Here is a 25731-nt window from a genome sequence, read left to right as displayed (position 1 = left end):
CATTCGAGCGCGAAGGTGTCGCCGCGGGATCAGGCGTGTGCCAGGGTCGCGCCGAGACGATTGATGTAGCCCGTGAGCTTCGGCAAATCGTTACAGATTGTCTCAAACACTGTGCGGTAATTGGTATCCCAGAAGCGGTGGATCATCCGGTCGCGCATCCTCGCAGCCTCCGTCAGGTTGGCGAGCAGGTCGTATTCGTTCGTCGAGACCTGCTCGATGCCGTCCGGGTGGCGCGCAATCAGGCGCTTGGCCGCTTCGCCGATGATCAGCAGACGGTAACACGCTGCGTCCTGCTCTTTCCGCACGAAACCAGCGAACCCGCGAACCAGCTGTGTTCCAAGGTACTGCGCGATGCATTCGATCGAGAACCGGATGTCGCCGCAAAACTCGATGCCCGTCCTCATTCGTTTTCCGGTAGCGGGCTGATCGGCGGACGAAAGCCGCGACGCTTCACCGTGATGTCGTAATCGTCGTCCGTCACGACGAACGCTTTCAGTCCGAGCTTCTCCTCGATGTTGATCATCACCCTGCTGATATCGAAGAGCGTCGCGCCTCCGACCGGCTCGAGCAGGAGCGTCACATCGTAGTCGGGGTCGTCGTAATCCACGACGCGCGGGTTTGTGAAACGGCGTGCCGACACGATCTCGCGGATAGCGGACGCATGTTGGCGCAACAACGCAATTGGAATGGGCATCTTCGCTCCTTTCAGGGTTTCTCGATCGAACTTGATGTGAAGTGTCAGAGTTGTGCTGACGGTTCGATTATGAGCAGCCCTGACAGAATCGACCAGTCCGCCGAATGGCCAGATCCGGTCGCTGCGGTTATCGGCCAGCACCGCTTCTTCCTGCGTCGCACCACGCGTTACAGGTTTTCCTTGGAAAACGGCGCGAGCGTCGCCGCCGCTTCATCCACATACTGCGGCACGTCGCACAGCGACATGTAGTTCGCGCCTTCGACTATATGGACGTGCTTGTTCTTGCTCGCGACTCGCGCGTAGACGTCATCGCTCATCCACTTGCCGCCCGCCGTGCTGCGCTGCGGTACGCCATCCAGGTTCCGTAGCCGCTGCGGCATGGGCCGGATTTCGCTCCGGATTGCCAAACCTCGGGCCGTCCCCGCGACGCGCGGCCAGCCCGTTTTTTCGCGTCCGCCGGTTGTTCTGTCCCCCAACTTCCGCACCATTCGCCCGCCACAGGGCAAAATACGGGTTTTGCGCCCCCGCGAGGGGGCTGGAATGGCGCGCCCGGCCGGCGCTGCGCGAGTGTCCGCGCGCCCCGTGCCCGCCGCCCAGACAAGCTTGCTCGCCGCGTCGCGAGCCCACAGGAGTCCAAGCCACATGCCCGAATCCAACCTGTCCTTCTTCGGCCGGCTGTCGCTTGCCGTCGGCACGTTCTTCTCCGTGCTCGGCAACCGCGAGTTCGCCGCCGGCGTGCTGCGCGTGCGCGACGGCGCGCCCGTTGCCGCGCAGCCGGCACCCGCCGCCGCGCCGGTGCCGACGCCTGCGCCCGCTCCGGCGCCGGTGAAAGCCGCCGCGCCCGAACTGCGCGAAGCGAGCCCGCAGGCCGCGCTGCAGCTGCTCGGCCTGCTGCAGCGCGATGCGCGCTTCATCGATTTCGTCGAGGAAGACATCGCCGGCTATGCGGACGCCGATATCGGCGCGGCCGCGCGCCTCGTGCACGACGGCTGCCGCGCCGCGCTGCGCGAGCACTTCACGATCGTCCCGGTGCGCGACGAGGCCGAGGGCAGCCGCGTGACGCTGCCGGCCGGTTTCGATGCAACGGCCGTGCGCGTGACGGGTAACGTCGTCGGCGCGGCGCCGTTCACCGGCACCGTCAGTCATCGCGGCTGGCGCGTGTCCGACGTGCGCCTGCCGAAGCTGACCGGCAGCCACGATGCGTCCGTGGTCGCACCGGCGGAGGTGGAACTGTGAGCGATTCCCGTTATTCGATCGGTATCGACCTCGGCACGACCCACTGCGCGCTGTCGTACGTCGACACGGCAGCAAGCGACGGCGAGAAGATCGCGCAGCAGGTGCTGCCGATCGCGCAGCTGACCGGGCCCGGCGCGCTCGAATCGCGCGACCTGCTGCCGTCGTTCCTCTACCTGCCGCATGAAAGCGAGCTGACGCAGGGCGACCTGACGCTGCCGTGGACCGCGTCGCGCAATTTCGCGGTCGGCGAGATGGCGCGCAGCCGCGGCGCCGGCACGCCGATCCGCCTCGTGTCGAGCGCAAAGAGCTGGCTGTGCCATCCGGGCGTCGACCGCCGCGCGGCGATCCTGCCGAGCGACGCGCCGCCCGAGGTGTCGCGCGTGTCGCCGCTCGAAAGCGCGACCCGCTACCTGACGCACCTGCGCGAAGCGTGGGACCACGCGCATCCGGACGCGCCGTTCGCCGACCAGGACGTGACGGTCACGATCCCCGCATCGTTCGACCCGGCCGCGCGCGAACTGACCGCCGAGGCTGCGCGGGCCGCCGGCTACGCGCGGATGACGCTGCTCGAAGAGCCGCAGGCCGCGCTCTACAGCTGGATCCAGAAGAGCGAGGGCGGCTGGCGCAAGCAGGTGCAGGTCGGCGACCTGATCCTGTGCGTCGACGTCGGCGGCGGCACGACCGACCTGTCGCTGATCGCGGTCGTCGAGCGCGACGGCAATCTCGAGCTGCATCGCGTCGCGGTCGGCGAGCACATCCTGCTCGGCGGCGACAACATGGATCTCGCGCTCGCGCACGTCGTCGCGCGCAAGCTCGCGCAGCAGGGCACGCAGGCCGATCCTTGGCAGCTGCGCGCACTCACGTACGCATGCCGCGCCGCGAAGGAGACGCTGCTGTCCGACCCGTCCACCGACGTGGTGCCGCTCGTCGTGCCGAGCCGCGGCTCGAAGCTGATCGGCGGCTCGATCCGCACGGAACTGACCCGCGCGGAACTCACGCAGACGATCCTCGAAGGCTTCTTCCCGCAGGTCGACGCGGCTGCGCGCCCGATCAGCCGCGCGCGCGTCGGCCTCACGCAGCTCGGCCTGCCGTATGCGCAGGACGCGGGCATCACGCGCCACCTTGCGGCGTTCCTCGGCCGCCAGGTCGCGGCGCTCGATACGCTCGAAGGCGTCGAGCGCGCGCTGCCGGCAGGCGCGACGTTCCTGCATCCGACCGCGGTGCTGTTCAACGGCGGCGTGTTCAAGTCGTCGCTGCTGACGCAGCGCGTGCTCGACACGCTGAACGGCTGGCTCGCGGCCGAAGGCTCGGCGCCCGCGCGCCTGCTCGACGGCGCGGACCTCGATCTCGCGGTCGCGCGCGGCGCCGCGTATTACGGCTACGTGAAGCGCGGCCGCGGCGTGCGGATCCGCGGCGGCACGGCGCGTGCGTTCTACGTCGCGGTCGAATCGGCGATGCCTGCGGTGCCGGGGCTCGAACCGCCGGTGCAGGCGCTGTGCGTCGCGCCGTTCGGGATGGAGGAAGGCACGAACGCGGCGCTGCCGCCGCAGGAATTCGGCCTCGTCGTCGGCGAGCCCGTGCATTTCCGTTTCTTCGGTTCGTCGGTGCGCCGCCAGGACCAGGTCGGCACGCTGCTCGACTACTGGTCGCCCGAGGAGCTGCAGGAACTCGAGGAAATCCAGGCGACGCTGCCGGCCGACGGCCGCTCGGTCGGCGAGATCGTGCCCGTGAAGCTGCACGCGCGCGTGACCGAGGCCGGCACGCTCGAGCTCGAGGCGATCCCGAGCGGCACCGACGAGCGCTGGAAGGTCGAGTTCGACGTGCGCGGCGCCGCCTGAGCGCGATGAAGCGCTATACGGTCGGCATCGACCTCGGCACGAGCAACACGGTCGTCGCGTACGTCGAAGCGGGCTCCGACACGATCCGCGTGTTCGACGTCGAGCAGCTCGTCGGGCCGGGCGCGGTCGGCGCGCAGCCGCTGCTGCCGTCGGTGCGCTATCACCCGGCGCCCGGCGAGCTGCCGGCGGACGCGCTGCAGTTGCCGTGGCAGGCTGTTGCGGCGGCCGGCGCAACGGGCGCGGCTGGCGGAACGGGTGCAGCGGGTGCGGCTGGCGCTGGCGGGGCACCTGCAGCGAGCGCCACCGCCGCACCGCCGGCCGTGATCGGCCGGTTCGCGCGCACGCTCGGCGCGCAGGTGCCGGGCCGGCTCGTGACGAGCGCGAAGAGCTGGCTGTCGCACGCGTCGGTCGACCGGCTCGCGCCGATCCTGCCGTGGGGCGCGGCCGAAGGCGTCGCCAAGGTGTCGCCGGTCGACGCGAGCGCCAGCTATCTTGCGCACGTGCGCGACGCGTGGGACGCGCATTTCCCGGACGCGCTGCTCGCCGAGCAGGACGTGATCCTCACGGTGCCCGCGTCGTTCGACGACGGCGCGCGCGCGCTGACGGTCGAGGCCGCGCGTCTTGCGCGGCTGCCCGCGCTGCGCCTGCTCGAAGAGCCGCAGGCCGCGTTCTACGACTGGCTGTACCGCCACCGCGCGTCGCTGCGCGACACGCTCGCCGACGCGCGGCGCGTGCTGATCTGCGACGTCGGCGGCGGCACGACCGACCTCACGCTCGTCGACGTGACGGTCGGCGACGACGGCGAACCCGCGCTGACGCGGATCGGCGTCGGCAATCACCTGATGCTCGGCGGCGACAACATGGACCTCGCGCTCGCGCGGCTCGTCGAGACGCGCCTGACCGAGCCCGGCGCGCGGCTGTCGGCCGCGAGCCTGTCGCAGCTCGTCGAGCGCTGCCGCGCGGCGAAGGAGCGGCTGCTCGGCGACGATGCGCCCGATGCGGTCACGGTCACGCTGCTCGGCGCGGGCAGCCGGCTCGTCGGCGGCGCGCGCTCGGCCGAACTGACGCGGCAGGAAGTCGAGCAGATCGTCGTCGACGGTTTCTTCCCGCAGGTTGCAGCGGACGACCTGCCGCGCCGCGCGCGCAGCGCGATCGTCGAGTTCGGGCTGCCGTATGCGAGCGATGCGGCCGTCACGCGGCACGTCGCGGCGTTTCTCGCGCGGCACGCGGAAGGCCCGCTGCCCGACACGCTGTTGCTCAACGGCGGCGTGTTCCGCGCGGGCGCGCTCGCCGGCCGCCTTGCGCAGACGCTCGGCACGTGGCGCGGGCAGCCGCTCAACGTGCTGCACAACGATCAGCCGGACATTGCGGTCGCGCGCGGCGCGGTCGCGTACGGCCTCGCGCGCGCGGGCCACGCGCCGCGCATCGGCGGCGGCTCGCCGCGCAGCTACTTCCTCGTGCTCGACGACGGCGACGCGGACGCGCGCGGCGTGTGCCTGTTGCCGCGTGGCACCGAGGCGGGCCACGAGATCCGGCTCGAGGCGCGCACGTTCGCGTTGCAGCTCGGGCAGCCGGTGCGCTTTCACCTCGTGTCGACGGTGGCCGATACCGCCTACCGGCCCGGCGACCTGGTCACGCTCGGCGATGGCGATTTCGTTCGCCTGCCGCCGATCGCGACGGTCGTCGAACGGCAGGATGCGCGCGGCACGCGCGAGACGCCGGTAAAGCTCACGGCGTCGCTGACTGAAGTCGGCACGCTCGAGATGCACTGCATCGCGACCGGCGATGCGGCAGCGCGCTGGCGGCTCGAATTCCAGCTGCGCGGCGACACGGCAACTCAGGGCGACGCGGATGCGCCGCTGCGGCATCCGCGGCTCGACCAGGCGATCGAGCTGATCGACCGCTCGTTCGGCAGCCGCGCGTCGGACGTGACGCCGAAGGACACGCGCCGGCTGCGCGCGCAGCTCGAGCAACTGCTCGGCCCGCGCGAGGACTGGGACGTCGCGCTCGCACGCGAACTGTTCGATGCGCTGCTCGCGCGCGCCCGGCGGCGGCGGCGTTCGGCCGACCACGAGCGCGCATGGCTGAATCTCGCCGGTTATTGCGTGCGTCCGGGCTTCGGGCATCCGCTCGATGCATGGCGTATCGAGCAGCTATGGCCGCTGTTCGACGACGGCATCCAGTACGTGAACGACGCGCAGGTGTGGTCCGAGTGGTGGACACTATGGCGGCGCGCGGCGGGCGGGCTCGACGACGACGCGCAAGGACAGGTCCGCGACGCGATCGCGTTTCTCGAACCCGCCGACGGCAAGCGCCGCAAGCTGCCGTTCGATCCCGACAAGGTCGGCCCTGCGGACATGACGCGGTTGTCTGCGTCGCTCGAGCGGCTGCCGGTCGAGCGCAAGATCGAGCTCGCCGAACGGCTGATCGCGCTGCTGCAGAAGCCCGCCGAGCGCACGCTCGGCGCGTGGGCACTCGGCCGCATCGGTGCGCGCCGGCCGTTCTACGGCAGTGCGCATGGCGTGGTGCCGGCCGACGTCGCGAGCGGCTGGCTCGATGCGCTGTTCGCGCTCGACTGGAAGCAGGTGGAGCCGGCCGCGTTCGCGGCCGCGCAGATCGCGCGGATGACGGGCGACCGGTCGCGCGATCTGCCGCCCGACACGCGCGACGCGGTGGTCCGGCGGCTCACGGCGGCCGGTGCGTCGGCGACTTGGGTCGCCATGGTGCGCGAGGTCATCGAGCTCGACGCGGCCGATACGGGGCGTGTGTTCGGCGAATCGCTGCCGGCGGGGTTGAAGCTGCTGGGGGAGTAAGGGGCGATCGGTCGGGCGGCTGTTCGTCGGATGGCGACCTCTCGGGTGTCGATCCCCCAGGTGTTGATCCTTCAGGTGTTGATCCTTCAGGCGGCCAACCATCGGGCCGCAGTCCATCGGGCGATGCGGCCACCGCTGTCGCCGCAATACCTCGGTCGCAATGCGAAGAAGCGGCGCGCCGGCCGCGACAGGCGCCGGCGCAATCACGGAACCGTCAGCCGTGCCGCCGCGCGAGATGAATCCCGGCCAGCATGCACCGCACTGAGCCGCCGGCCAGTTCGATCGTCGGCACGTCGAGCGGCAGCAGCCGCGCCGAGCGCTCGATCAGCTCGCGCTGGCGCGGGCTCAGGCAGTCGAACGCGCGCCGCGACAGCGCGAGCACGCGCGAGTCACGCCCCGACAGTTCCAGCGCATTGCCCGCGAAGTTCGCGATCTGCGACGGGTCGAGCGCGATCACCGTGCGGCCCGTCTCGATCAGGCGGCGCTGGATGTCGTCGCGACGCTTCGGATCACTGATCAGGTCGAGGCCGATCAGCGCGAACTCGGTCGCGACGCTCATCATCACGTTCGTGTGATAGATCGGCCGGCCGTCGGCGTCGGCCGTGTCGAAGCACATCGGCTCGAAGTTGAAGTGCGTGCAGAAGCGTTCGAGCGCGACCGGATCGGCGCGGCGCGAGCGCGCGGTGTACGCGATGCGCGCGACGTGGTCGAGCACCATTGCGCCGGTGCCTTCGAGAAACACGTCATCGTATTCGAGGCCCGAATAGTCGATCACGTCCTGCACGCGGTATTCGGCCTTCAGCATCTCGATCACGTCCGCGCGCCGTTCGCGGCGGCGATTCGGGCTGTACATCGGATACAGCGCGACGTGTCCGCCCGGGTGCGTCGAAAACCAGTTGTTCGGAAACACGGAGTCGGGCGTGTCGCGCTCGCCGCGGTCGTCGAACACGTGCACGCGCACGCCGGCGTCGGCGAGCGTTTGCGCTGCGGCCGTGACTTCATCGCGCGCGGCGGCGGACACCGCGTGCGTCTCGCGCTCGCCACGTGCGCCGGCGGTGCGCTGGAACGCGTTGTCGGCGGCGGTTTCGGGGTTCGGCAGGAAGTGGTGCGGCCGGATCATCACGACGGCGGCCGGCGCCTGAATCGATACGAGGTTCATCGCTAGCAGGGGCGAAGGGCAAAGGGCGGCGCCGCGCACACGCGGCGCCGGCTCGGGTCAGCGCGCGAACGCGGCGACGGCGTCGGTCACGAAGGATGCGTGGCCGTGCGCGATCGCGGACGGGTCGTCGATCAGCGCGAACAGGTTCTTCGGATCGACGGCCGGCGGGATCAGCGCGATCTCGACGCCCGCGTTGTGGTGCTGCGCGAGCGTGAACAGGTAGCGCAGCGCGGAATAGTCCTCGAGCGCGAAGCCGACCGAGTCGAACACGGTGATCTGGTCCGCGCTGTCGCGGCCGCTCGTCTCGCCCTGCAGTACGCGCCACAGCTCGGTCACGGGGAAATCCGCCGGCAGTTGCTGGATGTCGCCCTCGATGCGCGATTGCGGCTCGTATTCGACGAACACGCGGCCTGCGCGCAGCACGTCCGCATGCAGCTCGGTCTTGCCCGGGCAATCGCCGCCGACCGCGTTCAGGTGCATGCCCGGTTCGATCATGTCGGGCGTGATGATCGTCGCGTACGCCTTGTCGGCGGTCACGGTCGTCACGATGTCCGCGCCGCGCACGGCGTCGGCGGTCGACGCGGCGCGCACGACACGCAGCGCCGGATACGCGGCGAGGTTCCGCACGAGTTTGTCGGTGGCCTGCGGGTCGACGTCGAACACGCGGATTTCGTCGATGCCGAGCAGCGTATGGAACGCGATCGCCTGGAATTCGCTCTGCGCGCCGTTGCCGATCAGCGCCATCGTGCGCGCATCCGGACGCGCGAGCGCCTTCGCGGCGAGCACCGACGTCGCGGCGGTGCGCAGTGCGGTGGTCAGCGTGAGTTCGGCGAGCAGCAGCGGATAGCCGGTGTCGACTTCGGCGAGCGCGCCGAACGCCATCACCGTGTGCATCCCGCGCGCCGCGTTGACGGGGTGGCCGTTCACGTACTTGAACGCGAACAGCGACGCGTTCGCGACCGGCATCAGCTCGATCACGCCGTCGCGCGAATGGCAGGCGACGCGCGGCGACTTGTCGAACTCGGCCCAGCGAAGGTAATCGGCGTGCAGCGTGTCGACGAGTTCGCTCAGAAAGCGCGTGACGCCTGTTTGGGCGATCAGCCGGGCGGTGGCGGGAACGTCGAGGAAGCGGGTCATGGGTCTGTCTCCTGTATCGAGTGTCGACCGGCGTTGGCGCATGAGCGCCGACGCCGGTCCTGTTCAAGGCAATGGGTGCGGCACGGCAGGCCGCGCGATAGAGACATTATTTCCGGGACGCCGGCCAACAAATAGCCAGCAAATGTGGCAGATTTATCGATAAACTGCACAAAATGACGGCCACATAGAGCAATGTGTCCAGTTTCCACTGGTCAAGCGCGTTGACGCGCGGCACGCTTGCGGCTCGCTCACCACTCACAGGAAAGGCAGGTCCGATGATTACCCTCGACGACGTCGACCGTCAGCTCATCGCATTGCTGCGCGACAACGCGCGGCTGTCGGTTGTCGCGCTCGCCAAGCAGTTGCGCGTCGCGCGCGCGACTGTGCAGAACCGGCTGACGCGCCTCGAAAAGAACGGCGTGATCGTCGGCTACACGGTTCGGCTGAAGCCTGCGGCCGAACGGCACCGGATCCGCGCGCTGATGTCGATCGCGGTGCAGGGCAACCGCGCGGCTGAAGTGGTCAAGGTGCTGCGCGGGCATCCGAATGTCGCGACGATTCATAGCACCAATGGGCGCTGGGATCTGGTCGCGGAACTGCACGCGGATTCGCTCGAGCACTTCGATCGCGTGCTGGGCGCAATCCGGCTCGTCGACGGGATCGCGAATACGGAGACGAGTATCTTGCTGTCGACGCACAAGGCGTGATGCGCAAGGCGTGACGCACAAGGCGTGATGCGCAAGGGGGCGTGCTGGGACGGCGGGCGGCGCGTGACGGGTCGCCGTCGGCCGATTCCCGTCAACTGAACGTGTCGACGCGCGCCCGCCAGTCGCTTCGCGAAAACGACTCCGTCAGGAACTCGACGAACGCGCGGACCTTCGGCGGCGTCAGCCGTGCGTGCGCGTAGTACACGTGGATCGTGCCGGCCGTCGCCGGATAGTGCGTGAGCACGCGCACGAGCCGGCCGTCGTCGAGATGCGGCAGCACATGATGCACGCCGAGCCGCGCGAGCCCCATGCCGGCCACGGCCGCGTCGCAGATCGCGTCAAGGTTGTGCAGCATCGGGTGCAAATCGGACCGTTCAGGTCGGTTCGGCAATGAATGTCCCGCATAGCAGCTATCACCACGCGAACATCAGCAATGCAAGTAGCTCGATGAACGGGAATCCAACGACGAGAAACAGCACGATCATTGACCTGTTTCGCTTGTCTGTCACGGCTAATCCGATCGCGAATGCGATGGTGGCAAACCATCCAGCGAGGCAGTAGAAAGAATACTGTATGAGAGGGGGCAATGCGCCGGGACCGTCGAGAAAGTCTATATCCGGCCATACTCTGCGCCGGAGCCAGCCGCACGTTGCGATGAACAGTAGCTGAACGATTCCGAGAATGACGTAGCGGAAACTCATTGATCTGGACGGCTCTTTTCGGATATGCCCTTGCCGGTGCCGATTATCTTGAACGATCCGCTGCAATTGCCGCAGGTCGCTTCGTCGCCATCCAATGCAACCTTCTTGCCGTTATCGTAGATCGTAGAGGTGTGAGCGATGACCGATCCGCGCGTCGTGGTCGGATCGCCGTCGCTTACTGCGGCTTTACGCATGGTCCGCACCTGCGAATTGCATGGACGTCGCGACAACTTCGACGAAGTCGTGTTGTGAGACGTCGTCGTCATGACAAACACAATGGCGGCAGCAGGGTTGGAGAAATGCCTTTTCTTTTCTTGATTGTGGAAGCATGCTCGGGACCTCTGTGGTGTAAACGATCGAGGCGAGCGCGGTGCGTTCGAACTTCTTGCATATTGCTCATCCGGCAACGCGTATCAGCCGGAGCATTCTGAGCGTTTGCGCCAGTCGAATGCAATGAGACGAGTTCGAATTTGAGTCAGGTTGACGCAATTCCCGGTTCGTTCCTGGATTGCTGGGGAGGTTTCGTCAAGAGTCCGGACGAGATCAGTGGTACATCATGACGATTCGAAGAGCCGCACGGCGGTCGAGAGTCGGCTTGAGTCCCTCGATGTCGTTTCCGGAAACACCGGCTCCCCAAGCGTCAGCATCAACCGGTTCGCCCACGCAAAGTTCGCGACCGCATGCGACAGGTCGAGGATCTCGTCGCTTGTGAGCCCGACCGCTTCGAGCGCGGCGATGTGCATGCGGGCGAGCTGGATCGTGCGTCTGCGTCCTTCCTGCACGCGTCAGTCGGCTTGGCGTTCGCGCGGTGCACCGGTATCTGCGCCGCCCGCGCTTCCCCGCGACCGCGGAAACATCAGCACCACCGCAAACCCGCCCGCCGGCGGAAACGCGAACCCGACGCGCCCGCCGTGCGCCTTCATCACTTCCTGCACGATCGCGAGCCCGAGCCCCGAGCCCGTGCGCCGTTCGGTGCCGTCCGGCGCGATGCGCACGAACGGCTGCAATGCGGCGTCCCAATGCTCGCGCGGAATGCCGCGTCCGTTGTCGGTGACAGTCAGTGTCACCGCATCGTCCGCGCTCGCGACCGCCACGGCGATGTCGTCCGCATGCCCATGCAGCAGCGCGTTGTGCAGCAGGTTCGACAGCGCTTCCTGCAGGCTGATCGCGTCGCCGTCGATCCACGCGTGCGGCGCATTGCTGTCGAACGCGACTGCGACGTCGCGCTCGTCGGCGAGCGGGATCGTGCGCCCGAGCACTTCCTTCGCAATCCCGACCAGTTCGACTGGCTGCAGCGGCACGACTTCGGTACGGTGGATCACCATTGCGTGATTCAGCAACTGGCCCGTGAGGCGCCCGACGTCCGCGCAGGTCGCGCGCAGCGCATCGAGCCGCGCGGCCTGGCGCGCCGCGTCGGTTTCGCCGCCGAGCAATTCGATCTGCGCATCGAGCCGCGCGAGCGGCGTGCGCATCTGGTGCGCGGCGTCGGCGATGAAGCGCTGCATCGCGGCGATCCGTTCCGCGAGGCGGCGCATCAGCCCGTTGATCGCGCCGATGATCGCGTCGATCTCGCTCGGCGTATCGACGGCCACCGGCCGCAGGTCGGCGGGATCGCGCGCGGCGATGATCGTCTCGATCTGCGCGAGCGGCCGCAGCCCGCGCCGGATCGCGAGGCCGCTCGCGCCGATCGCGAGCACGCTCATCAAGAGGATCAGCGTCCACACCTTGAAGCTCATGTCGTTGGTCAGCGCCTGCCGCGCGTTCGTCGTCTGCGCGACGGTGACGAGCGCCCAGCCGGGCGTGCGCTCCTCGGGCATGTAGCGCGCGATGGTCGCCATCCGGATGCGTTCGCGCTGGTAGGTGCCGTTCGCGAACGCGGGGCCCTGTTTCGCGGCGGCGAGCGTCGCGGGGCTCGCGAGATCGTTGTAGCCGGCCACGACGACGCCGCGCGAGTCGACCACCTTGTAGTACACGAGGTCGTAGCGCGACAGCGTCGACAGCGCGGCAACCGGCGGATTCAGCGCGAGCACGCCGCCCTGCACGTAGAGGTTCTCCGCGACCTGGATCGCCGCGCCGGCGAGCAGCTGGTCGTACGCGCGCTCGGCGGCGACGCCTGCGTAATAGCGCGCGATCGCCGCGAGCGCGAGCGCACCCGTCGCGACGACGAGCGCGACGAACAGCAGCGTGCGTCCGAACAGCGTCTTCGGGAACCAGTCAATGCGCGGCAATCTGATACCCCATCCCGCGTGCGGTGCGGATCTCGACCGAGCTGCCCGACAGCTTCCTGCGCACGCGCGTCACATACTGCTCGACTGCGTTCGCGCTCGGCTCGTTGCCGAAGCTGAACAGCTGGTTCAGCAAGTCGTCTTTCGAGAAGATCCGCTGCGGCCGGCTCGCGAGAATCTCGAGCAGCGCGAACTCCTGGCGCGACAGCGACAGCGGCTTGCCGTCGAGTTCGGCAAGGCGGCTGCTGCGGTCGATCACGAGGCCGCCGAGCGTCAGCACGTCGTTCGCGTGGCCGCTGTTGCGGCGCAGCAGCGCCTGCACGCGCGCGTCGAGTTCGCGATAGTCGAACGGCTTCACGAGATAGTCGTCCGCGCCGAGCCCGAGGCCGCTCACGCGGTCGTCGATCGCGGAGCGCGCGGTGACGAGCAGCACCGGCGTCGTGCTGCCCGATGCGCGCAGGTTGCGCAGGATCGCGAAACCGTCCATCGCGGGCAGCATCACGTCGAGCACGACGAGGTCGAAACGTTCGACGCCGAGCAGGCTGTTCGCGGTCGCGCCGTCCGTCTCGTGGTCCACCGCGTGGCCGAGCCGCGTCAGGCGGCTGCGGATTGCCGCGCCGATTTCCGCGTCGTCCTCTACGACGAGAATGCGCATGATGCCGTCCTGCCGATTCGTTCGATTAGGGGTTTTCCCGGGGAAGGGATGTCAGCATTTTCTCAGACTCGCTCGATAACCTGTGAACAGCCGAGGAATGCAAAGACGGCATTAATACCAGAGGAGACGGCAACATGCAGCAGGCAACGAGCGAAACGGGCGCGCGGCATCGCGCTGCGATCGCATGCGCCTGCACCCCGCCGGATGCGGCGAGCGTCGTATCCGCACGCACGTTGCCGTCGACGGCCCGCGCGGCCGGAGCGCCGGCATGACGCCGTCGCCGCGCCGCCGCGCGTTCGTCGCCGCAGGCCTCGCCGGCGCGCTCGGCGCAGCGCTCGCGCCGGCGCTCGTGCTGTCGAAGCCGCGCACGGTGCGGATCTCGAAGGGCTACGGCGTGCTGTACCTGCCGCTGCTCGTGATGGAGAGAGCACGGCTGTTCGAGCAGCACGCGGCGCGGCACGGCGTGCGCGATGTCAGCGTCGACTGGGTGCTGCTCGACGGCGGCAACTCGGTAAACGACGCGATGATGGCCGGCACGCTCGATTTCGCGGGCGCCGGTGCGCCGGGCTTCATCGAACTGTGGGCGCGGGCGCGCGGGATTCCGAACGTCGAGGTGATCGGCATCAGCGGGCTGTCGACGACGTCGCTGTCGCTGAACGCGAACCGGCCCGCGCTGCGCACGCTCGCCGACTTCACGCCGTCCGACCGGATCGCGGTGCCGGGCATCCGCACGTCGCTGTCGGCGGTCGTGCTGCAGATGGTGGCCGCGAAGCTGCTCGGCCAGAAGCGGTTCGCGCACCTCGATTCGATTACCGTGAACCTGCCGCATCCGCAGGCGATGCAGGCGCTGATCCGGCACGAGAACGGCGTCACCGCGCACTTCACGTCGCCGCCGTTCTCGACGCTCGAGCTCAGGCAGCCGGGCATCCATCGGGTCGTCAATTCGATCGACGTGCTCGGCCCGCTGACGCTCGACGTCGTGTTCGCGCCGAAGCGGCTCGTCGACACGGAGCCGGCGCTCGTCGCCGCATTCCTCGACGCGCTCGACGACGCGAACCGGCTGATCGTGCAGGACCCGCGCGCGGCTGCGGCGATCTACGTCGCCGGGTCCGGCGTCGGCGTGTCGCACGACGACGTGATGCAGATGCTCGCGGCGCCCGAGACGCGCTTCTCGGTGAAGCCGAACCAGCTGATGGACTACGTCGATTTTCTCTACATGGCCGGCACGATCAAGGCGAAGCCGCGCGCGTGGACCGAGATGTTCGTGCCGATGCTCGACGGCTTCAGACCGTCGTGAGCGCACGCCCCGGCCCGCTGGACAAACGACCGGCGCCGCGCGATCGAACGGACGCGGCGCCTGACCCGACACAACCGATACAACCGATACAACCGACACCACGGAGGAGCATGCAGTGAACGCCACCGATACCCTGGACCCCGCGTCCGCCGAAGAGCAGCGCATCATGTCGAAGACGGCGCGGCGCCTGCTGCCCATCCTCGTCGTGATGTTCCTGATCGCATTCATCGACCGGCAGAACGTCGGCTTCGCGAAACTGCAGATGGTGCACAGCCTCGGGATGACGGAGGCCGCGTTCGGTCTCGCGTCGTCGCTGTTCTTCATCGGCTACCTGCTGTTCGAAGTGCCGAGCACGCTCGCACTGCATCGCTACGGCGCGCGCGTGTGGCTCGCGCGCATCATGCTGACGTGGGGCGCGATCACCGTCGCGATGGGCTTCACGACGTCGATGCCGGTGTTCTGCGGGCTGCGCTTCGCGCTCGGCATCGCCGAGGCCGGGTTCTACCCGGGCGTGATCTACTACCTGACGCTGTGGTTCCCGCAAAGCTATCGCGCGAAGGTGCTCGGCATCTTCACGCTCGGCAGCGCGCTCGCGAACATGCTTGGCTCGCTCGTCGGCGGCTGGCTGCTGAGCCTGAACGGCGTGTGGGGCCTCGCGGGCTGGCAGTGGGTGTTCATCGCGACCGGCATTCCGGCCGTGGCGGTCGCGATCGTCGTGTTCCGCGTGCTGCCCGCGTCGTATCGCGATGCACGCTTCCTCGACGATCGCGAGAAGCAGATCGTCGCCGCCGCGCTCGAACGCGAGCAGCCCGTGCAGGCGGAGCACGCGCAGCCGTGGAAGGCGCTGCTCGATCCGCGCGTGATGCTGTTCGCGGCGACCTACATGCTGATGTCGACGTCGCTGTACGGCGTCACCTACTGGTTGCCGACGCTCGTGAAGTCGTTCGGCGTGTCGAGCGGCACGAACGGCTTCCTGAGCATGCTGCCGTGGGCGCTCGCGGTGCTGCTGCTGCTGTGGCTGCCGGCGAAGCTGCGCCGCGCGAAGAGCATCCTGCGCACGATCGCGATCGTCGCGGCGCTCGGCGCGCTCGGCTTCCTGCTGAGCCTCGTGCTGCCGTCGACGCCGCTGCGCTTCGTCGCGCTCGTGCTCGGCGGCGCGTGCATCCCGCTGCTGTATCCGTGCTTCTGGTCGATGCCGCCGCGGTATTTCACCGGCGCACGCGCGGCGGCAAGCGTCGCGGCGATCAACTCGATCGGCAATCTCGGCGGCTTCTTCAGCCAGAACCTGATGCCGTTCGCGGGGAAGGTGACCGGCACCGCGTTCGGGCCGATGATCGTGCCGATCGTGTGCCTCGCGCTGCTCGGCGTCGGTGCGCTGGTCGCGTGGACGCGATCGGAGCGGGGGATGGTCGCGGCGCGGGCGTGAGGGGGACCTGCGTCGACCGCTGGTCCATTAATCCTGCTCCCCCGCAAGACGCCCGCCCGCCGCGAACATCGCGTGCGCATGCTGCAACGGAATCCGGACGTCGACGGTCGTGCCTTTGCCGGGCGCGGTGTCGATCCGCAACGTCCCGCCGACCAGGTACGCGCGTTCGCGCAGCCCGACGAGCCCGAACGACGCGGGCTTGCGCGGGTCGCCGGGATCGAATCCCGTGCCGTCGTCGCGAATGGCCAGCGCGATTTCGTCGTCCGTGCACGCGAGATCGACCATCACCTGCGACGCGGCCGCATGCCGCGCGACGTTCGCGAGCGCTTCCTGCGCGATCCGGAACACGGCCGTTGCATACGGCTCGTCGAGATGATGCTCGGGCGGATCGGCGCGCAGCGTGCACGCGATCCCGTGTCGCTGCCGGAAGTCCTGCACGAGCCACTGCATCGCCGCCGCAAAGCCGAGATCGTCGAGCATCAGCGGCCTCAGGTCCGACGCGATGCGCCGCGTCGCGGCCACCGCGCCGCGCGCGAACCCGTGCATCGCCGCGATCTTGCGTGCCAGCGTGGCGTCGTCCTGCGGCACGTGATCGAGCAGCCATTCGAGATCGTTCTTCAGCGATGCGAGCGTCTGCGCGAGTTCGTCGTGCAGCTCACGCGCGATGCGGCGCTGTTCCGCCTCGCGCGCGGTCGCGCTGATCGCCGAGATCTCGCGCAGCTCCTCGCGCGACGCCTTCAGCGCCCGCTCGGCGCGCACGCGCTCCTCGACCTCGCGGCGCAGGTCGCGGTTCGAGGCGCTCAGCTGCGCGGTGCGCGCTGCAACGCGCTGCTCGAGGCGTTCGTTCGCGTCGTTCAGCTGCTCGGTCTTCTGCAGCACGAGCAGATGCTGGAAGCGCGCGCCCGCAAGCGCGCGCACCGTCTGCGCATGCAGCCGCCCGTGCTCGAACAGCAGCGCGAACAGCACGACGCATGACGCGGCGAGACCGTACGTGCGGCCCGCGTAGAACCCGAGATCGAAGCGCCCGTGGTTCAGCATCGACGACATCGCGATGTCGAACAGCCACGCAACCATCACGGTCATCACCCACAGATCGAGCACCGAATGACGTCGCCGGCGCCACACCATCAGCGCGAGCGCGCCGACGTTCAACGTCCAGACAACCGCGATCGCCCGTGTCATCGCCGCGGTCATCCGGTTGCCCTGCATGATGTGCGGCAGCCGGTCGTGGCCCGCGGTCGCGAACACCGCGAGCGCGACCGTCACCGCGATCGCGCCGGCGACGCACAGCACGATCGGCACCGTTGCGCGGCGGAACGGCACCGGCGGCGAGCGGGGCGCCGCGCGCAGCAGCGCGTAGCACGCGACCGTCAGCGGGAAGCCGCCGTGCCAGAACAGGTACAGCCAGGCGGTCGTCTGCTCGCCCGCGCCGAGGAGGCCTGTCGGCGCGAACAGGCCCGGAAAGGTCAGCATGTGCACGCCGGCCATGAAGCCCGTGAACAGGTAGCCGCCCGCGAGCGCGAGCAGCGCTTTCTCGCGCAGGATCGTGTACTGGCCGAGCAGCAGGCCGGCCGTCACCATGTCGTTGACGAGGATCGCCGTCTGGTAGACCGGGATGAACCCCCATACCTGCGCGAGCTGCACGGTCGCGAACGGCGCGAGCGCGACGAAGAATGCCGCCGACACGATCACCGTCGCGATCGCGAGCCGCCGCTCGCGGCGTCCGGGCGGCAGCGACGCCATGAACATCTGCGCCGTCTCCGGATCGGCCGTGTTCACGGGCGGCGCGCTCCACGGCGGCATATCGTCGTCCGGCGTCGCGGTGGGGCGGGGCAGGTGCGTTTGCGTCATGCTTCGTCCACGTCGATGCCGAGGCCGTGGCGCACCGCGTAGCGGATCAGCGCCGCTTCATGCGGCAGATCCATCTTCTCGAGAATGCGCGTCTTGTACGTGCTGACGGTCTTCGCGCTGAGGCCGAGCACGGCCGCGATCTGCGTGATGGTCTCGCCCGCGACGATGCGGCGCATCACGTCGACCTCGCGTGCCGACAGCCGATCGTGCGGCAGCGTTTCCGCCGGCGCGTGCAGGGTTTTTGCAAGGCTTTCCGCGGCTGACGGGCTTACGTAGACGCCGCCCGCCGCCACCTTGCCGACCGCTGCGACCAGCTCGGCGGTCGCGCTGTCCTTCGTCAGGAAGCCGGTCGCGCCGGCCTTGAACGCGCGCGCCGCGTACTGTTCTTCCGCATGCATCGTCAGCACGAGCGTGCGCAGCGCCGGCGCGTGCGTCCTGATCAGCTTGATGAGCTCGATGCCGGTCGGCGCCGGCATCGACAGGTCGAGCAGCAGCACGTCGGCCGCGCGGCGCTCGGCCAGCGCGAGTGTTGCCGCCCCGTCGCTCGCTTCGCCGACGATTTCGAAGCCGCCGGCCGTCTCGAGTATGTGACGCAGTCCGTCGCGCATGACTGCGTGGTCGTCAGCCAGTATCACCTTGATCATGGAGCGTTCCTCTTCCGGGATGGCGCTTCGGCGCGCAACGCGCGGGTGTCGTGTCAGACGGCAATGCCGGACCGCCGGTCGGCGCGACGTCGCCGAAGCGGTCCATCATCTGAGCAATATATTCCGCCGATGCGGAAAACGGTACACGCGCGGGAGATTTTATGCGGCGCAACACGCGGAATCCATCGCGGGGTGAAACAATCGGGGCGAGATGCCGCCGATGCGTGCGCGCGCCACAGCCGCGCATCGCGGCGCGTATTGCAACCGGCTTTCGGTCCTTTTTCGACCTGCTTGCGGTTCCTCCCGCCCGGTCATCCCGGCCAACCCGGCCCGCTCGTCGCCCTGCCGGCCGCGTCGGGCGGCGCGCCTCGCGAGCGGGCACGATTCGGGGCTAAACTGGTCCCACATCGAACCCGCCATCCGAGGAGACCCCGCGATGATCGATCTCGCCGAAATCCTGCCCACCGCGCTGCCGGCCGCGATCGCGTGGGCCGAAGCGCAAGCGGCGCGCGGGCTCGCGCAGGGCGCGCCGCTCACGCCCGAGCAGGCTGACGACGCACGCGCGGTCGGCGTCGCGCACCCGGACCGGATCCGCATCGTGACCACCGGCGCGTTGCCGTTTCCAGAAACGCCGTCGCTGGCCGCGATCGCGCGCGACGCGGGGCTGCTGTCGCCCGGCACGATCGGCCTCACGCTCGGCCACGCAGTGTTCGTCGTTGAAGGACACGTGAACCGCCGCCTCCTGACCCATGAGTTCCGCCACGTACATCAGTACGAAGCCGCCGGCTCGATCGGTGCGTTTCTCGCGCGCTATCTGCACGAGATCGCGACGGTCGGCTACGTCGACGCGCCGCTCGAAGCCGACGCGCGGCAGCACGAGCGCGGCTGACGCACGCGCACCGCACAAAGGCATGCATACACCGATCGGCCGGACCGTCGCGCCGTCGCCGGATGCCCGGCCGAGTGGCGCCGGGCGCAGGGCGTCGCATCCGGCGCGCTGGCGCGCCGCCAATCGACGAGACCCGCGATGAGCGAAACGATCCATGCGTGGCTCGGCGCCATCGGCATCCATCCGGTGCTCGCGCTCGCCGTCGTGTTCGCGACCGCCTGCGCGGAATCGCTCGCGCTGATCGGCACGCTCGTGCCGGCCGGCGCCGTGATGTTCGCGGCCGGCGCATTGATCGGCGCGGGCGCGCTCGACGGCTGGGCGACGATCGGCGTCGCGGTGGCCGGCGCGATCGTCGGCGACGGGATCAGCTACGAACTCGGCCGGCGCTACCGCAGCGAAGTCCGGACCTGGTGGACGCGCGCCGGGTACGCGCAGTCGTACGAGCGCGGCGAGCAGTTCGTGCTGCGCCACGGCATGAAAAGCATCGCGTTCGCGCGCTTCCTCGCGCCGGTGCGCGCGGTCGTGCCGGTGATCGTCGGCTGCGCGTACCTGCCGCGCCGGTCGTTCTATCCGGTCAACGCCGCGTCGGCGTTCGTGTGGGCGCCAGTCCACGTCGCGCCGGGCATCGTGTTCGGCGCGTCGGCGGCGCTCGCCGCGGCGGTCAGCGCCCGGGTCGCCGCGATCCTGCTGGTCGTCGCGGCGCTGGTCGCGGCCGTGTGGTTCGGCGTGCGCGTCGCGCTGACGCGCGGCCTGCCGCTGCTGCGCCGCGCGTGGTCGGCCGCGACGCATGCCTGTGCGCGGCACTGGCCGTGGCTCGGCGCGACGCGGCGCCGGCTTGCCGAGCGCGGGCGCCGCATGCCGGGCGCGGTGCCCGCGCTCGCGCTGCTGTTCGTCGGCAGCGTGTGGCTGTTTGCCGGCGTCGTGCAGGACGTCGTCGCGAACGATCCGCTGATGCAGGCCGACACCGCGCTCTACACGTTCCTGCAGAACCTCCGCACGCCGCCCGTCGATGCGGCGATGAGCGCCGTCGTCGTGCTGAACGGCCGCGACGTCGTCCTGATCGTCGCGGCCGCGTTCCTCGTCTGGCTGCTGATCCATCGTTGCTGGTTGACCGCCGCGTGGTGGCTCGCGGCCGTCGGCGTCGCGGTGGTGCTCGTGCCGGCGTTCGGCCCCGGGGCGAACGGCGCGGCGCCCGCAAGCCTGCTGCCCGGCAGCGAGCACGTGCCGCTGCCGAACGGCGATGCCGCGTTCGGGATGCTCGTGAGCGGCTTCATGGGCTGGGTGCTGACGCGCGGACGTTCCGCGCTGTGGCGCAGCGGCGTCGCGACGGCGATCGTGATGTGGATCGTGCTCGGCGGCTTCGCGCGGCTGTATCTCGGCGAGACCTGGCTGTCCGGGCTGCTCGGCGGCTGGAGCCTCGGACTCGCGTGGTTCGCGGTGCTGGCCGGCACCTACGCGTACGCGCACGTGCGCGACGAAGTGCAGCCGAAGGGCGCGTTCGTCGCCGTCGTCGTGGTGCTCGCGACGGCGGGCGTCTGGACGATTCCCGCGCAGTGGCAGGCCGAGCGGGACCAGCACGCGCTTGCGGCCCGCGTGGTCGCGATGACCGTCGACCAGTGGATGCGCGGCGGCTGGCTGCGTGTGCCGATGCGGCGTACCGAAATCAGCGGGGATAGCGAGGAATTCCTGCCGCTGCAGTGGAGCGTCAAGTCCGACGCACTCGACCGGCATCTCGCGCAGGCCGGCTGGCTGCGCGCGACGCCGTGGTCGATGCAGTCCGCGCTGCGCTGGCTGCTGCCGCAGACACCGCCGGAAGGCCTGCCGGTGCTGCCGCGCTATACGCAAGGCCAGGGCACGCGGCGCGTGTTCGTGCGCGCCGATCCGCGGCAGCCGGACCGCCGGCTCGTGCTGCGGCTGTGGCGCTATCCGTACGTGCTGGAGGATGCGCAGGGCACGCGCGGGCTGTGGTACGGCGCGCTGTATCGGGAAATGCTGCATCATCCGGCGCGGCTGATGACCGTCGTGCGCACGCGGCCGATCGACAACACGACGGAGATCGCGCAGGCGCTTGATGTCGACGCGACGGTCGTGCATCCGCCGGCCGGCACGCCGTCGGCGCCGGCCGACGTGCTGCTGGTGTGGACGGTGGCGGCGCCGTGAGCGGGGCGGCGCGCGGTTTGTGTGTGGCCTATTGGCTGCGGGCCCGTCACCGCAACGCAACCACCCGTTCCCGCGCGAATCCCGCGAGCGTGCGCAGCGCGTCGCGCGCCGAGCGCAGGTAGAACGACTGCAGATGAAACACGTGCCAGCGCGCCGCGTGGATCTCGAGGCGGCATGGAATGCCGCACGCGAGCGCGTGATCCGCGAGGCGCTGCGCGTCCGACAGCAGCACTTCCTGGTCGCCGGCCTGGATCAGCATCGGCGGCAGGCCGCGCAGATCGGTATCGAGCGGGCCGCGCGTCGCGGCCGCAGCGGCACCGTGATACCAGCGCAGCCCCTGTTCGAGCCAGCCGCGCCGGATCATCGGGTCGTCGCCGCGCCGCGACATCAGCGTGTCGCCGTGAAGCGCCGCGTCGGTGACGGGCGAGATCAGCAGCAGTCCGGCCGGTGCGGGCTCGCCGCGGTCGCGCAGCGCGATCGCGAGGGCCAGCGCGAGCGCGCCGCCCGCCGAATCGCCGGCGACGACGATGCGTTCGGGCGCGTAACCCAGCGCACGCAGCGCGGCATACGCGGCCAGCGCATCGTCGAGCGCGGCGGGGTGCGGATGCTCGGGCGCGAGCCGGTAATCGGGCGTCCACACCGCCATCCCCGATTCGTCGGCGAGCCGCGTCGTCACGCTGCGGTGCGTGCCGGGTCCGCCGACGCAGAACGCGCCGCCGTGCAGGTACAGGATCGCGCCGCCGGTATCGCCGCGTTTCGGCGCGACGACCTCGGCAGGCACGCCGCCCGCCGACGTGCGATAGCGGATCATGCCGCCGATCCCCGGCATCAGCGGCGACAGCAGCCCGACCACGCGCCGCTGGAGGCCGACGCCGAACGGCGGCCCGATCAGCGAGCGGAAGCCGACCCGCAGGAAGCCGCGCAGGAAGCCCGCGTTCAGCGCTTCCAGCACGCCGCCCGGCGCGGCGATCGCGACACCGCCCGCGCGCCCGGCCGCGCCCGGCAGCACGGTCGAGTAGCGGTACGCGGCGAGCCCCGAGAAGCGCGCGAGCCAGCGATACGACAGCGTGAAGCCCGGCCAGTTGGTGCTGTTGTGGCCGGACGCATCCACATACCAGCTCTTGCAGGTGCTCCACACCGAACCCGCGAGGCGCTGCTGGACATGCACGTTGTAGCGCCGGTAGCGGCGTGCGTCGACGTCGACCGCGGTGGCGCCGGCGCGCCGCATCGCGCGCACGCAGCGCATCACGTGCGCGATCTGGCTCTCGAGCATATAGACGATCGAGTTGTGGCCGAGGTTGGTGTTCGGGCCGTACAGCATGAAGAAATTCGGAAAGCCCGGCACCGTCATCCCGAGATACGCCTGCGCGCCGCGCCGCCACGCGTCGTTCAGGTCGAGCCCGCCACGGCCCGTGATGCGCATCGGCGACAGGAATTCGGTTGCCGCGAAGCCGGTACCGTAGACGATCGCATCGACCGGATGATGCGTGCCGTCGGCGGTCTCGATTCCGTGCTCCGTTACGCGGCGGATCCGTTGCGTGACGAGCTCGACGTTATCCTTGCTCATCGCGGCCAGGTAGTCGCTCGACAGCAGGATGCGCTTGCAGCCGATCGGGTAGTCGGGCGTGAGCCGTACGCGCAGCGCCGCGTCGGGCACTTGCCGCGCGAGCAGCTTGAAGAACGGCCGGCCGACCGCGCGCTTCATCAGCCCGTTGAAGCGCGTGAACGCGAGCGCGCGCGATTCGTAGCGAAGGTAGATCGCCGCGCGATGCAGCTTCATCGCCCACGGCAGCCGCCGAAACAGCGCCTGCTCCCACGGCCGGTACGCGCGGTCCGGGCGCGGCATCAGGTACGCGGGCGAGCGCTGGAACACCGTCAGCGTCTTCACGGTATCGGCGATCGCCGGCACGAACTGGATCGCGGACGCGCCCGTGCCGATCACCGCGACGCGCTTGCCGGCGAGCGGATACGCGTGGTCCCAGTGCGCGGAATGGAATGCGCGGCCGCGGAAGGTCTCCATGCCGGGCAGGTTCGGCAGCGCGGGGCGACTCAGCTGCCCCGTGCCGCTGACGAGCAGTGCGGCGCTCAGCGTCGTGCCGTCCGTCAGCGTCACGCGCCACAGCGCGTGCGGCTCGTCGTAGCGTGCGTGCGCGACTTCCGCGCCGAAACGGAGGTAGCGCGCGAGACCGTACTTGCGCGCGCAGTGTCGCAGGTACGCGTGGATTTCCGGCTGCGGCGCGAACGTGCGCGACCAGCCGGGATTCGGCTCGAACGAGAATGAGTACAGATGCGACGGCACATCGCACGCGGCGCCCGGATAGCTGTTGTCGCGCCATACGCCGCCGACGTCGTGCGCGCGTTCGAGGATCACGAAATCGTGCACGCCGGCGCGCTGCAGCGCGATCGCCATGCCGATGCCGGCGAAGCCCGCGCCGATGATGATCGCGGTGAGCGGTGGGGGTGTGTCGTCGAGGGCGGGGAAATCAGGCGAGCGCATCGCGGGTCTCCTTCGGTTGGGCGGTGGCGTGAGTATCGGACCCGGGTTCCGCGAGAGACTCGGCGCCGATCCCGGCGACGGTCCGTACTGCGGCAGCGATCGCAGTCATTGCTTCGGCATCCGTGCCGATCGTTGCGTCGGCATGCGGTCGACCCCGTACGCGGCTGGCCCCGCGCATCAGGTCGACCGCCTTCTCGGCGATCATGATCGTCGGTGCATTGGTGTTGCCGCCGATCAGCGTCGGCATCACGGACGCGTCGACGATCCGCAGTCCCTGCAGCCCGTGCACCCGCAGTTGCGGATCGACGACCGCGTGCGCGTCGCGTCCCATCCGGCACGTGCCGACCGGGTGGTACACGGTGTCGGTGCGCCGCCGCAGCACGTCGCGGATCTCGTCGTCGGTCGTCACGTTCGCGGTGAACATGTCGCGCGTGATCCAGCTGGCGAGCGCAGGCGCCTGCATCAGCCGGCGCGTCAGCTTGAAGCCCGCGACCATGTCGTCGAGATCGCGCGGATCGTCGAGGAACGCCGGATCGATGCGCGGCGCGTCGAGCGGATCGGCGCTTTGCAGCGTGACCGCGCCGCGGCTGCGCGGCCGCAGCAGGCACACGTGGCACGACAGCCCGTGGCCGAGATGAAACCGGCGCGCATGATCGTCGACTAGCGCGACGACGAAATGCAGCTGGATGTCCGGCGCGTCGAGTTCGGCGCGCGTCTTCAGGAACCCGCCGCCTTCCGCGAAATTCGACGTCAGCATCCCGCGCCGTTCGCGGCGAAAGCGCAGCAGCTCGCGCAGCATGCGCAGGCCGCCGCGCGCGGACACGCCCATCGTGTCGACGCTGCGCGTCCGGTAGCCGAAGATGAAGTCCGGATGGTCCTGCAGGTTGCGGCCGACGCCGGGCAGGTCGACGAGCGTGCGGATGCCGAAACGCCCGAGCTCGGCGGCCGGGCCGACGCCGGACAGCATCAGCAAGTGCGGCGTCTGCAACGCGCCCGCGGCCAGCACGACCTCGCGGCGCGCGCGCAGCGTGCGGACCTCGCCATGCTGCCGCACCTCGACGCCGATCGCGCGCGTGCCGTCGAACAGGATGCGCAGCACCTGTGCGTGTGTCTCGACCGTAAGGTTGTCGCGGCGCCCGACGTGTGGCAGCAGGTACGCGCGCGCGGCGCTCCAGCGTTCGCCGTGCTTCTGCGTGACCTGGTAGACGCCGATGCCTTCCTGCTGCGCGCCGTTGAAGTCGTCGGTCAGCGGCAGGCCCGCCTGGCGCGCCGCTTCGCGGTAGCGCGCGTGGAACGGATTGCCCGTGCGCAGGTCGCTGACCCACAGCGGGCCGTCGCGGCCGTGCCATGCATCGTCGAAGCGTTCGTTGTGCTCGCTGAGCAGGAAGTACGGCAGCACGTCGTCGTAGGACCAGCCTTCGTTGCCGAGCGCAGCCCAGTGGTCGTAGTCGCTGCGGTGGCCGCGGATGTAGACCATCGCGTTGATCGCCGACGAGCCGCCGAGCGCCTTGCCGCGCGGCTGGTAGCCGCGGCGCCCGCCAAGCCCGGCCTGCGGCACGGTCTCGAACGCCCAGTTGTTGATGCGGGACGGCATCATCGCGACGGCGCCCGTCGGCACGTTGACGAGCGTGCCGTCGCCGCGGCCGCCGGCTTCGAGCACACAGACGGTGACGCTCGGGTCCTCGGTCAGGCGTCCCGCGACGACGCAGCCGCCCGAGCCGCCGCCGGCGACGATGTAGTCGTATGTCTTGCTCATGGAATCGTCTCCGGAAAGTCGGCGGGTCAGGCGGTGCGCGACGGCG

General features: G+C 69.6%; 22 protein-coding genes and 1 pseudogene. 8 read left to right on the top strand and 15 right to left on the bottom strand.

The window, feature by feature from the left end; all coding sequences use genetic code 11:
• Positions 1–29: 29 nt before the first annotated feature.
• Genes ACV229_RS30225 through ACV229_RS30215 form a run of 3 tightly spaced genes read right to left on the bottom strand, consistent with a single transcriptional unit; the run spans position 30 to position 1338 of the window.
• Positions 30–404 (bottom strand): HepT-like ribonuclease domain-containing protein, encoded by a 375-nt coding sequence (locus ACV229_RS30225; protein WP_448086748.1) that lies wholly within the window; start codon positions 402–404, stop codon positions 30–32.
• The gene (locus ACV229_RS30220; RefSeq protein WP_448086747.1) at positions 401–835 is read right to left on the bottom strand and encodes a hypothetical protein; all 435 of its coding nucleotides are present in this window, start codon (positions 833–835) and stop codon (positions 401–403) included. The genes ACV229_RS30225 and ACV229_RS30220 overlap by 4 nt, the downstream gene beginning before the upstream one ends.
• A gap of 26 nt (positions 836–861) precedes the next feature.
• On the bottom strand, positions 862–1338 hold the full coding sequence (locus ACV229_RS30215) for a hypothetical protein (RefSeq protein ID WP_448086746.1): 477 nt from the start codon (positions 1336–1338) through the stop codon (positions 862–864).
• Here ACV229_RS30215 and ACV229_RS30210 point away from each other — a divergent pair.
• From ACV229_RS30210 to ACV229_RS30200, 3 genes are read left to right on the top strand one after another with little or no spacing between them, the layout of a single operon-like run.
• A complete protein-coding gene (locus ACV229_RS30210; protein ID WP_448086745.1) occupies positions 1337–1930 on the top strand; it encodes a DUF2760 domain-containing protein in 594 nt (197 codons plus the stop codon). The two genes, ACV229_RS30215 and ACV229_RS30210, sit on opposite strands and share 2 nt — an antisense overlap.
• Complete coding sequence (locus tag ACV229_RS30205) at positions 1927–3768, top strand: Hsp70 family protein (protein WP_448086744.1); 1842 nt, start codon at positions 1927–1929, stop codon at positions 3766–3768. The genes ACV229_RS30210 and ACV229_RS30205 overlap by 4 nt, the downstream gene beginning before the upstream one ends.
• A 5-nt stretch (positions 3769–3773) precedes the next feature.
• Positions 3774–6581: an Hsp70 family protein gene (locus ACV229_RS30200; RefSeq protein WP_448086743.1), complete on the top strand. Its 2808-nt coding sequence runs from the start codon at positions 3774–3776 to the stop codon at positions 6579–6581.
• 214 nt (positions 6582–6795) lie between these two features.
• Here ACV229_RS30200 and ctlX read toward each other — a convergent pair whose 3' ends face one another.
• Both ctlX and ACV229_RS30190 read right to left on the bottom strand, forming a co-directional pair.
• Positions 6796–7740 (bottom strand): citrulline utilization hydrolase CtlX, encoded by a 945-nt coding sequence (gene ctlX, locus ACV229_RS30195; RefSeq protein ID WP_448086742.1) that lies wholly within the window; start codon positions 7738–7740, stop codon positions 6796–6798.
• A 57-nt stretch (positions 7741–7797) separates the two neighbouring features.
• Positions 7798–8877: an ornithine cyclodeaminase gene (locus ACV229_RS30190; RefSeq protein WP_448086741.1), complete on the bottom strand. Its 1080-nt coding sequence runs from the start codon at positions 8875–8877 to the stop codon at positions 7798–7800.
• A 275-nt stretch (positions 8878–9152) separates the two neighbouring features.
• Between ACV229_RS30190 and ACV229_RS30185 the strand changes: the two genes are divergently transcribed.
• Positions 9153–9584 carry an Lrp/AsnC family transcriptional regulator gene (locus tag ACV229_RS30185; protein ID WP_448086740.1) on the top strand — a complete coding sequence of 144 codons (432 nt, stop codon included), beginning with the start codon at positions 9153–9155 and terminating at the stop codon, positions 9582–9584.
• A gap of 91 nt (positions 9585–9675) precedes the next feature.
• Here the strand turns inward: ACV229_RS30185 and ACV229_RS30180 are convergent, their stop codons facing one another.
• The 6 genes and pseudogenes from ACV229_RS30180 to ACV229_RS30155 all read right to left on the bottom strand — a co-directional run bounded on the left by ACV229_RS30180 (position 9676) and on the right by ACV229_RS30155 (position 13165).
• Positions 9676–9939 (bottom strand): LysR substrate-binding domain-containing protein, encoded by a 264-nt coding sequence (locus ACV229_RS30180; protein WP_448086739.1) that lies wholly within the window; start codon positions 9937–9939, stop codon positions 9676–9678.
• Positions 9940–9997: 58 nt separating this feature from the next.
• Positions 9998–10285 (bottom strand): hypothetical protein, encoded by a 288-nt coding sequence (locus ACV229_RS30175; RefSeq protein ID WP_448086738.1) that lies wholly within the window; start codon positions 10283–10285, stop codon positions 9998–10000.
• Positions 10282–10479 carry a PAAR domain-containing protein gene (locus ACV229_RS30170; RefSeq protein ID WP_448086737.1) on the bottom strand — a complete coding sequence of 66 codons (198 nt, stop codon included), beginning with the start codon at positions 10477–10479 and terminating at the stop codon, positions 10282–10284. Before ACV229_RS30170 ends, ACV229_RS30175 begins: the two co-directional genes overlap by 4 nt.
• A gap of 360 nt (positions 10480–10839) precedes the next feature.
• Positions 10840–11022, bottom strand: a pseudogene (locus tag ACV229_RS30165) (hypothetical protein); the annotation flags it as partial.
• A 48-nt stretch (positions 11023–11070) separates the two neighbouring features.
• Positions 11071–12513 (bottom strand): sensor histidine kinase, encoded by a 1443-nt coding sequence (locus ACV229_RS30160; protein ID WP_448086736.1) that lies wholly within the window; start codon positions 12511–12513, stop codon positions 11071–11073.
• Entirely contained in the window at positions 12500–13165 is a 666-nt protein-coding gene (locus tag ACV229_RS30155; RefSeq protein ID WP_448086735.1) for a response regulator transcription factor, read from the bottom strand. The genes ACV229_RS30160 and ACV229_RS30155 overlap by 14 nt, the downstream gene beginning before the upstream one ends.
• 268 nt (positions 13166–13433) lie before the next feature.
• Here ACV229_RS30155 and ACV229_RS30150 point away from each other — a divergent pair, with 268 nt between their 5' ends.
• Together ACV229_RS30150 and ACV229_RS30145 are read left to right on the top strand one after the other, a co-directional pair.
• A complete protein-coding gene (locus tag ACV229_RS30150; RefSeq protein ID WP_448086734.1) occupies positions 13434–14462 on the top strand; it encodes an ABC transporter substrate-binding protein in 1029 nt (342 codons plus the stop codon).
• 115 nt (positions 14463–14577) lie between these two features.
• Positions 14578–15888, top strand: a complete 1311-nt coding sequence (locus ACV229_RS30145) for an MFS transporter (RefSeq protein WP_448086733.1) — start codon at positions 14578–14580, stop codon at positions 15886–15888.
• 27 nt (positions 15889–15915) lie between these two features.
• Here ACV229_RS30145 and ACV229_RS30140 read toward each other — a convergent pair whose 3' ends face one another.
• The gene (locus tag ACV229_RS30140) at positions 15916–17691 is read right to left on the bottom strand and encodes an MASE4 domain-containing protein (RefSeq protein WP_448086760.1); all 1776 of its coding nucleotides are present in this window, start codon (positions 17689–17691) and stop codon (positions 15916–15918) included.
• Between the two features lie 44 nt (positions 17692–17735).
• Complete coding sequence (locus ACV229_RS30135; protein ID WP_448086732.1) at positions 17736–18383, bottom strand: response regulator; 648 nt, start codon at positions 18381–18383, stop codon at positions 17736–17738.
• A gap of 436 nt (positions 18384–18819) precedes the next feature.
• Here ACV229_RS30135 and ACV229_RS30130 point away from each other — a divergent pair, with 436 nt between their 5' ends.
• Both ACV229_RS30130 and ACV229_RS30125 read left to right on the top strand, forming a co-directional pair.
• Complete coding sequence (locus ACV229_RS30130; RefSeq protein ID WP_448086731.1) at positions 18820–19272, top strand: hypothetical protein; 453 nt, start codon at positions 18820–18822, stop codon at positions 19270–19272.
• A 138-nt stretch (positions 19273–19410) separates the two neighbouring features.
• Positions 19411–21432 carry an LssY C-terminal domain-containing protein gene (locus ACV229_RS30125; protein ID WP_448086730.1) on the top strand — a complete coding sequence of 674 codons (2022 nt, stop codon included), beginning with the start codon at positions 19411–19413 and terminating at the stop codon, positions 21430–21432.
• Positions 21433–21478: 46 nt separating this feature from the next.
• Here the strand turns inward: ACV229_RS30125 and ACV229_RS30120 are convergent, their stop codons facing one another.
• Complete coding sequence (locus ACV229_RS30120; RefSeq protein WP_448086729.1) at positions 21479–23929, bottom strand: alpha/beta hydrolase fold domain-containing protein; 2451 nt, start codon at positions 23927–23929, stop codon at positions 21479–21481.
• On the bottom strand, positions 23916–25685 hold the full coding sequence (locus ACV229_RS30115) for a GMC family oxidoreductase (protein WP_448086728.1): 1770 nt from the start codon (positions 25683–25685) through the stop codon (positions 23916–23918). Before ACV229_RS30115 ends, ACV229_RS30120 begins: the two co-directional genes overlap by 14 nt.
• Between the last annotated feature and the right edge of the window lie 46 nt (positions 25686–25731).

The organism is Burkholderia sp. MR1-5-21, assembly GCF_053427715.1.
The sequence above is the reverse complement of the archived record's forward strand: the minus strand, read 5'-3'. Positions and strand labels throughout refer to the sequence as shown.

What these genes read in the sequence shown, in the direction of transcription:
- ACV229_RS30140 (WP_448086760.1), bottom strand. Translation starts at nt 17,691, where the DNA reads ATGCCGCCGTGGAGCGCGCCGCCCGTGAACACGGCCGATCCGGAGACG.
- ACV229_RS30175 (WP_448086738.1), bottom strand. Translation starts at nt 10,285, where the DNA reads ATGAGTTTCCGCTACGTCATTCTCGGAATCGTTCAGCTACTGTTCATC.
- ACV229_RS30185 (WP_448086740.1), top strand. Translation starts at nt 9,153, where the DNA reads ATGATTACCCTCGACGACGTCGACCGTCAGCTCATCGCATTGCTGCGC.
- ACV229_RS30130 (WP_448086731.1), top strand. Translation starts at nt 18,820, where the DNA reads ATGATCGATCTCGCCGAAATCCTGCCCACCGCGCTGCCGGCCGCGATC.
- ACV229_RS30200 (WP_448086743.1), top strand. Translation starts at nt 3,774, where the DNA reads ATGAAGCGCTATACGGTCGGCATCGACCTCGGCACGAGCAACACGGTC.
- ACV229_RS30225 (WP_448086748.1), bottom strand. Translation starts at nt 404, where the DNA reads ATGAGGACGGGCATCGAGTTTTGCGGCGACATCCGGTTCTCGATCGAA.
- ACV229_RS30120 (WP_448086729.1), bottom strand. Translation starts at nt 23,929, where the DNA reads ATGCGCTCGCCTGATTTCCCCGCCCTCGACGACACACCCCCACCGCTC.
- ACV229_RS30210 (WP_448086745.1), top strand. Translation starts at nt 1,337, where the DNA reads ATGCCCGAATCCAACCTGTCCTTCTTCGGCCGGCTGTCGCTTGCCGTC.
- ACV229_RS30215 (WP_448086746.1), bottom strand. Translation starts at nt 1,338, where the DNA reads ATGTGGCTTGGACTCCTGTGGGCTCGCGACGCGGCGAGCAAGCTTGTC.
- ACV229_RS30125 (WP_448086730.1), top strand. Translation starts at nt 19,411, where the DNA reads ATGAGCGAAACGATCCATGCGTGGCTCGGCGCCATCGGCATCCATCCG.
- ACV229_RS30150 (WP_448086734.1), top strand. Translation starts at nt 13,434, where the DNA reads ATGACGCCGTCGCCGCGCCGCCGCGCGTTCGTCGCCGCAGGCCTCGCC.
- ACV229_RS30115 (WP_448086728.1), bottom strand. Translation starts at nt 25,685, where the DNA reads ATGAGCAAGACATACGACTACATCGTCGCCGGCGGCGGCTCGGGCGGC.
- ctlX (WP_448086742.1), bottom strand. Translation starts at nt 7,740, where the DNA reads ATGAACCTCGTATCGATTCAGGCGCCGGCCGCCGTCGTGATGATCCGG.
- ACV229_RS30155 (WP_448086735.1), bottom strand. Translation starts at nt 13,165, where the DNA reads ATGCGCATTCTCGTCGTAGAGGACGACGCGGAAATCGGCGCGGCAATC.
- ACV229_RS30170 (WP_448086737.1), bottom strand. Translation starts at nt 10,479, where the DNA reads ATGCGTAAAGCCGCAGTAAGCGACGGCGATCCGACCACGACGCGCGGA.
- ACV229_RS30180 (WP_448086739.1), bottom strand. Translation starts at nt 9,939, where the DNA reads ATGCTGCACAACCTTGACGCGATCTGCGACGCGGCCGTGGCCGGCATG.
- ACV229_RS30190 (WP_448086741.1), bottom strand. Translation starts at nt 8,877, where the DNA reads ATGACCCGCTTCCTCGACGTTCCCGCCACCGCCCGGCTGATCGCCCAA.
- ACV229_RS30135 (WP_448086732.1), bottom strand. Translation starts at nt 18,383, where the DNA reads ATGATCAAGGTGATACTGGCTGACGACCACGCAGTCATGCGCGACGGA.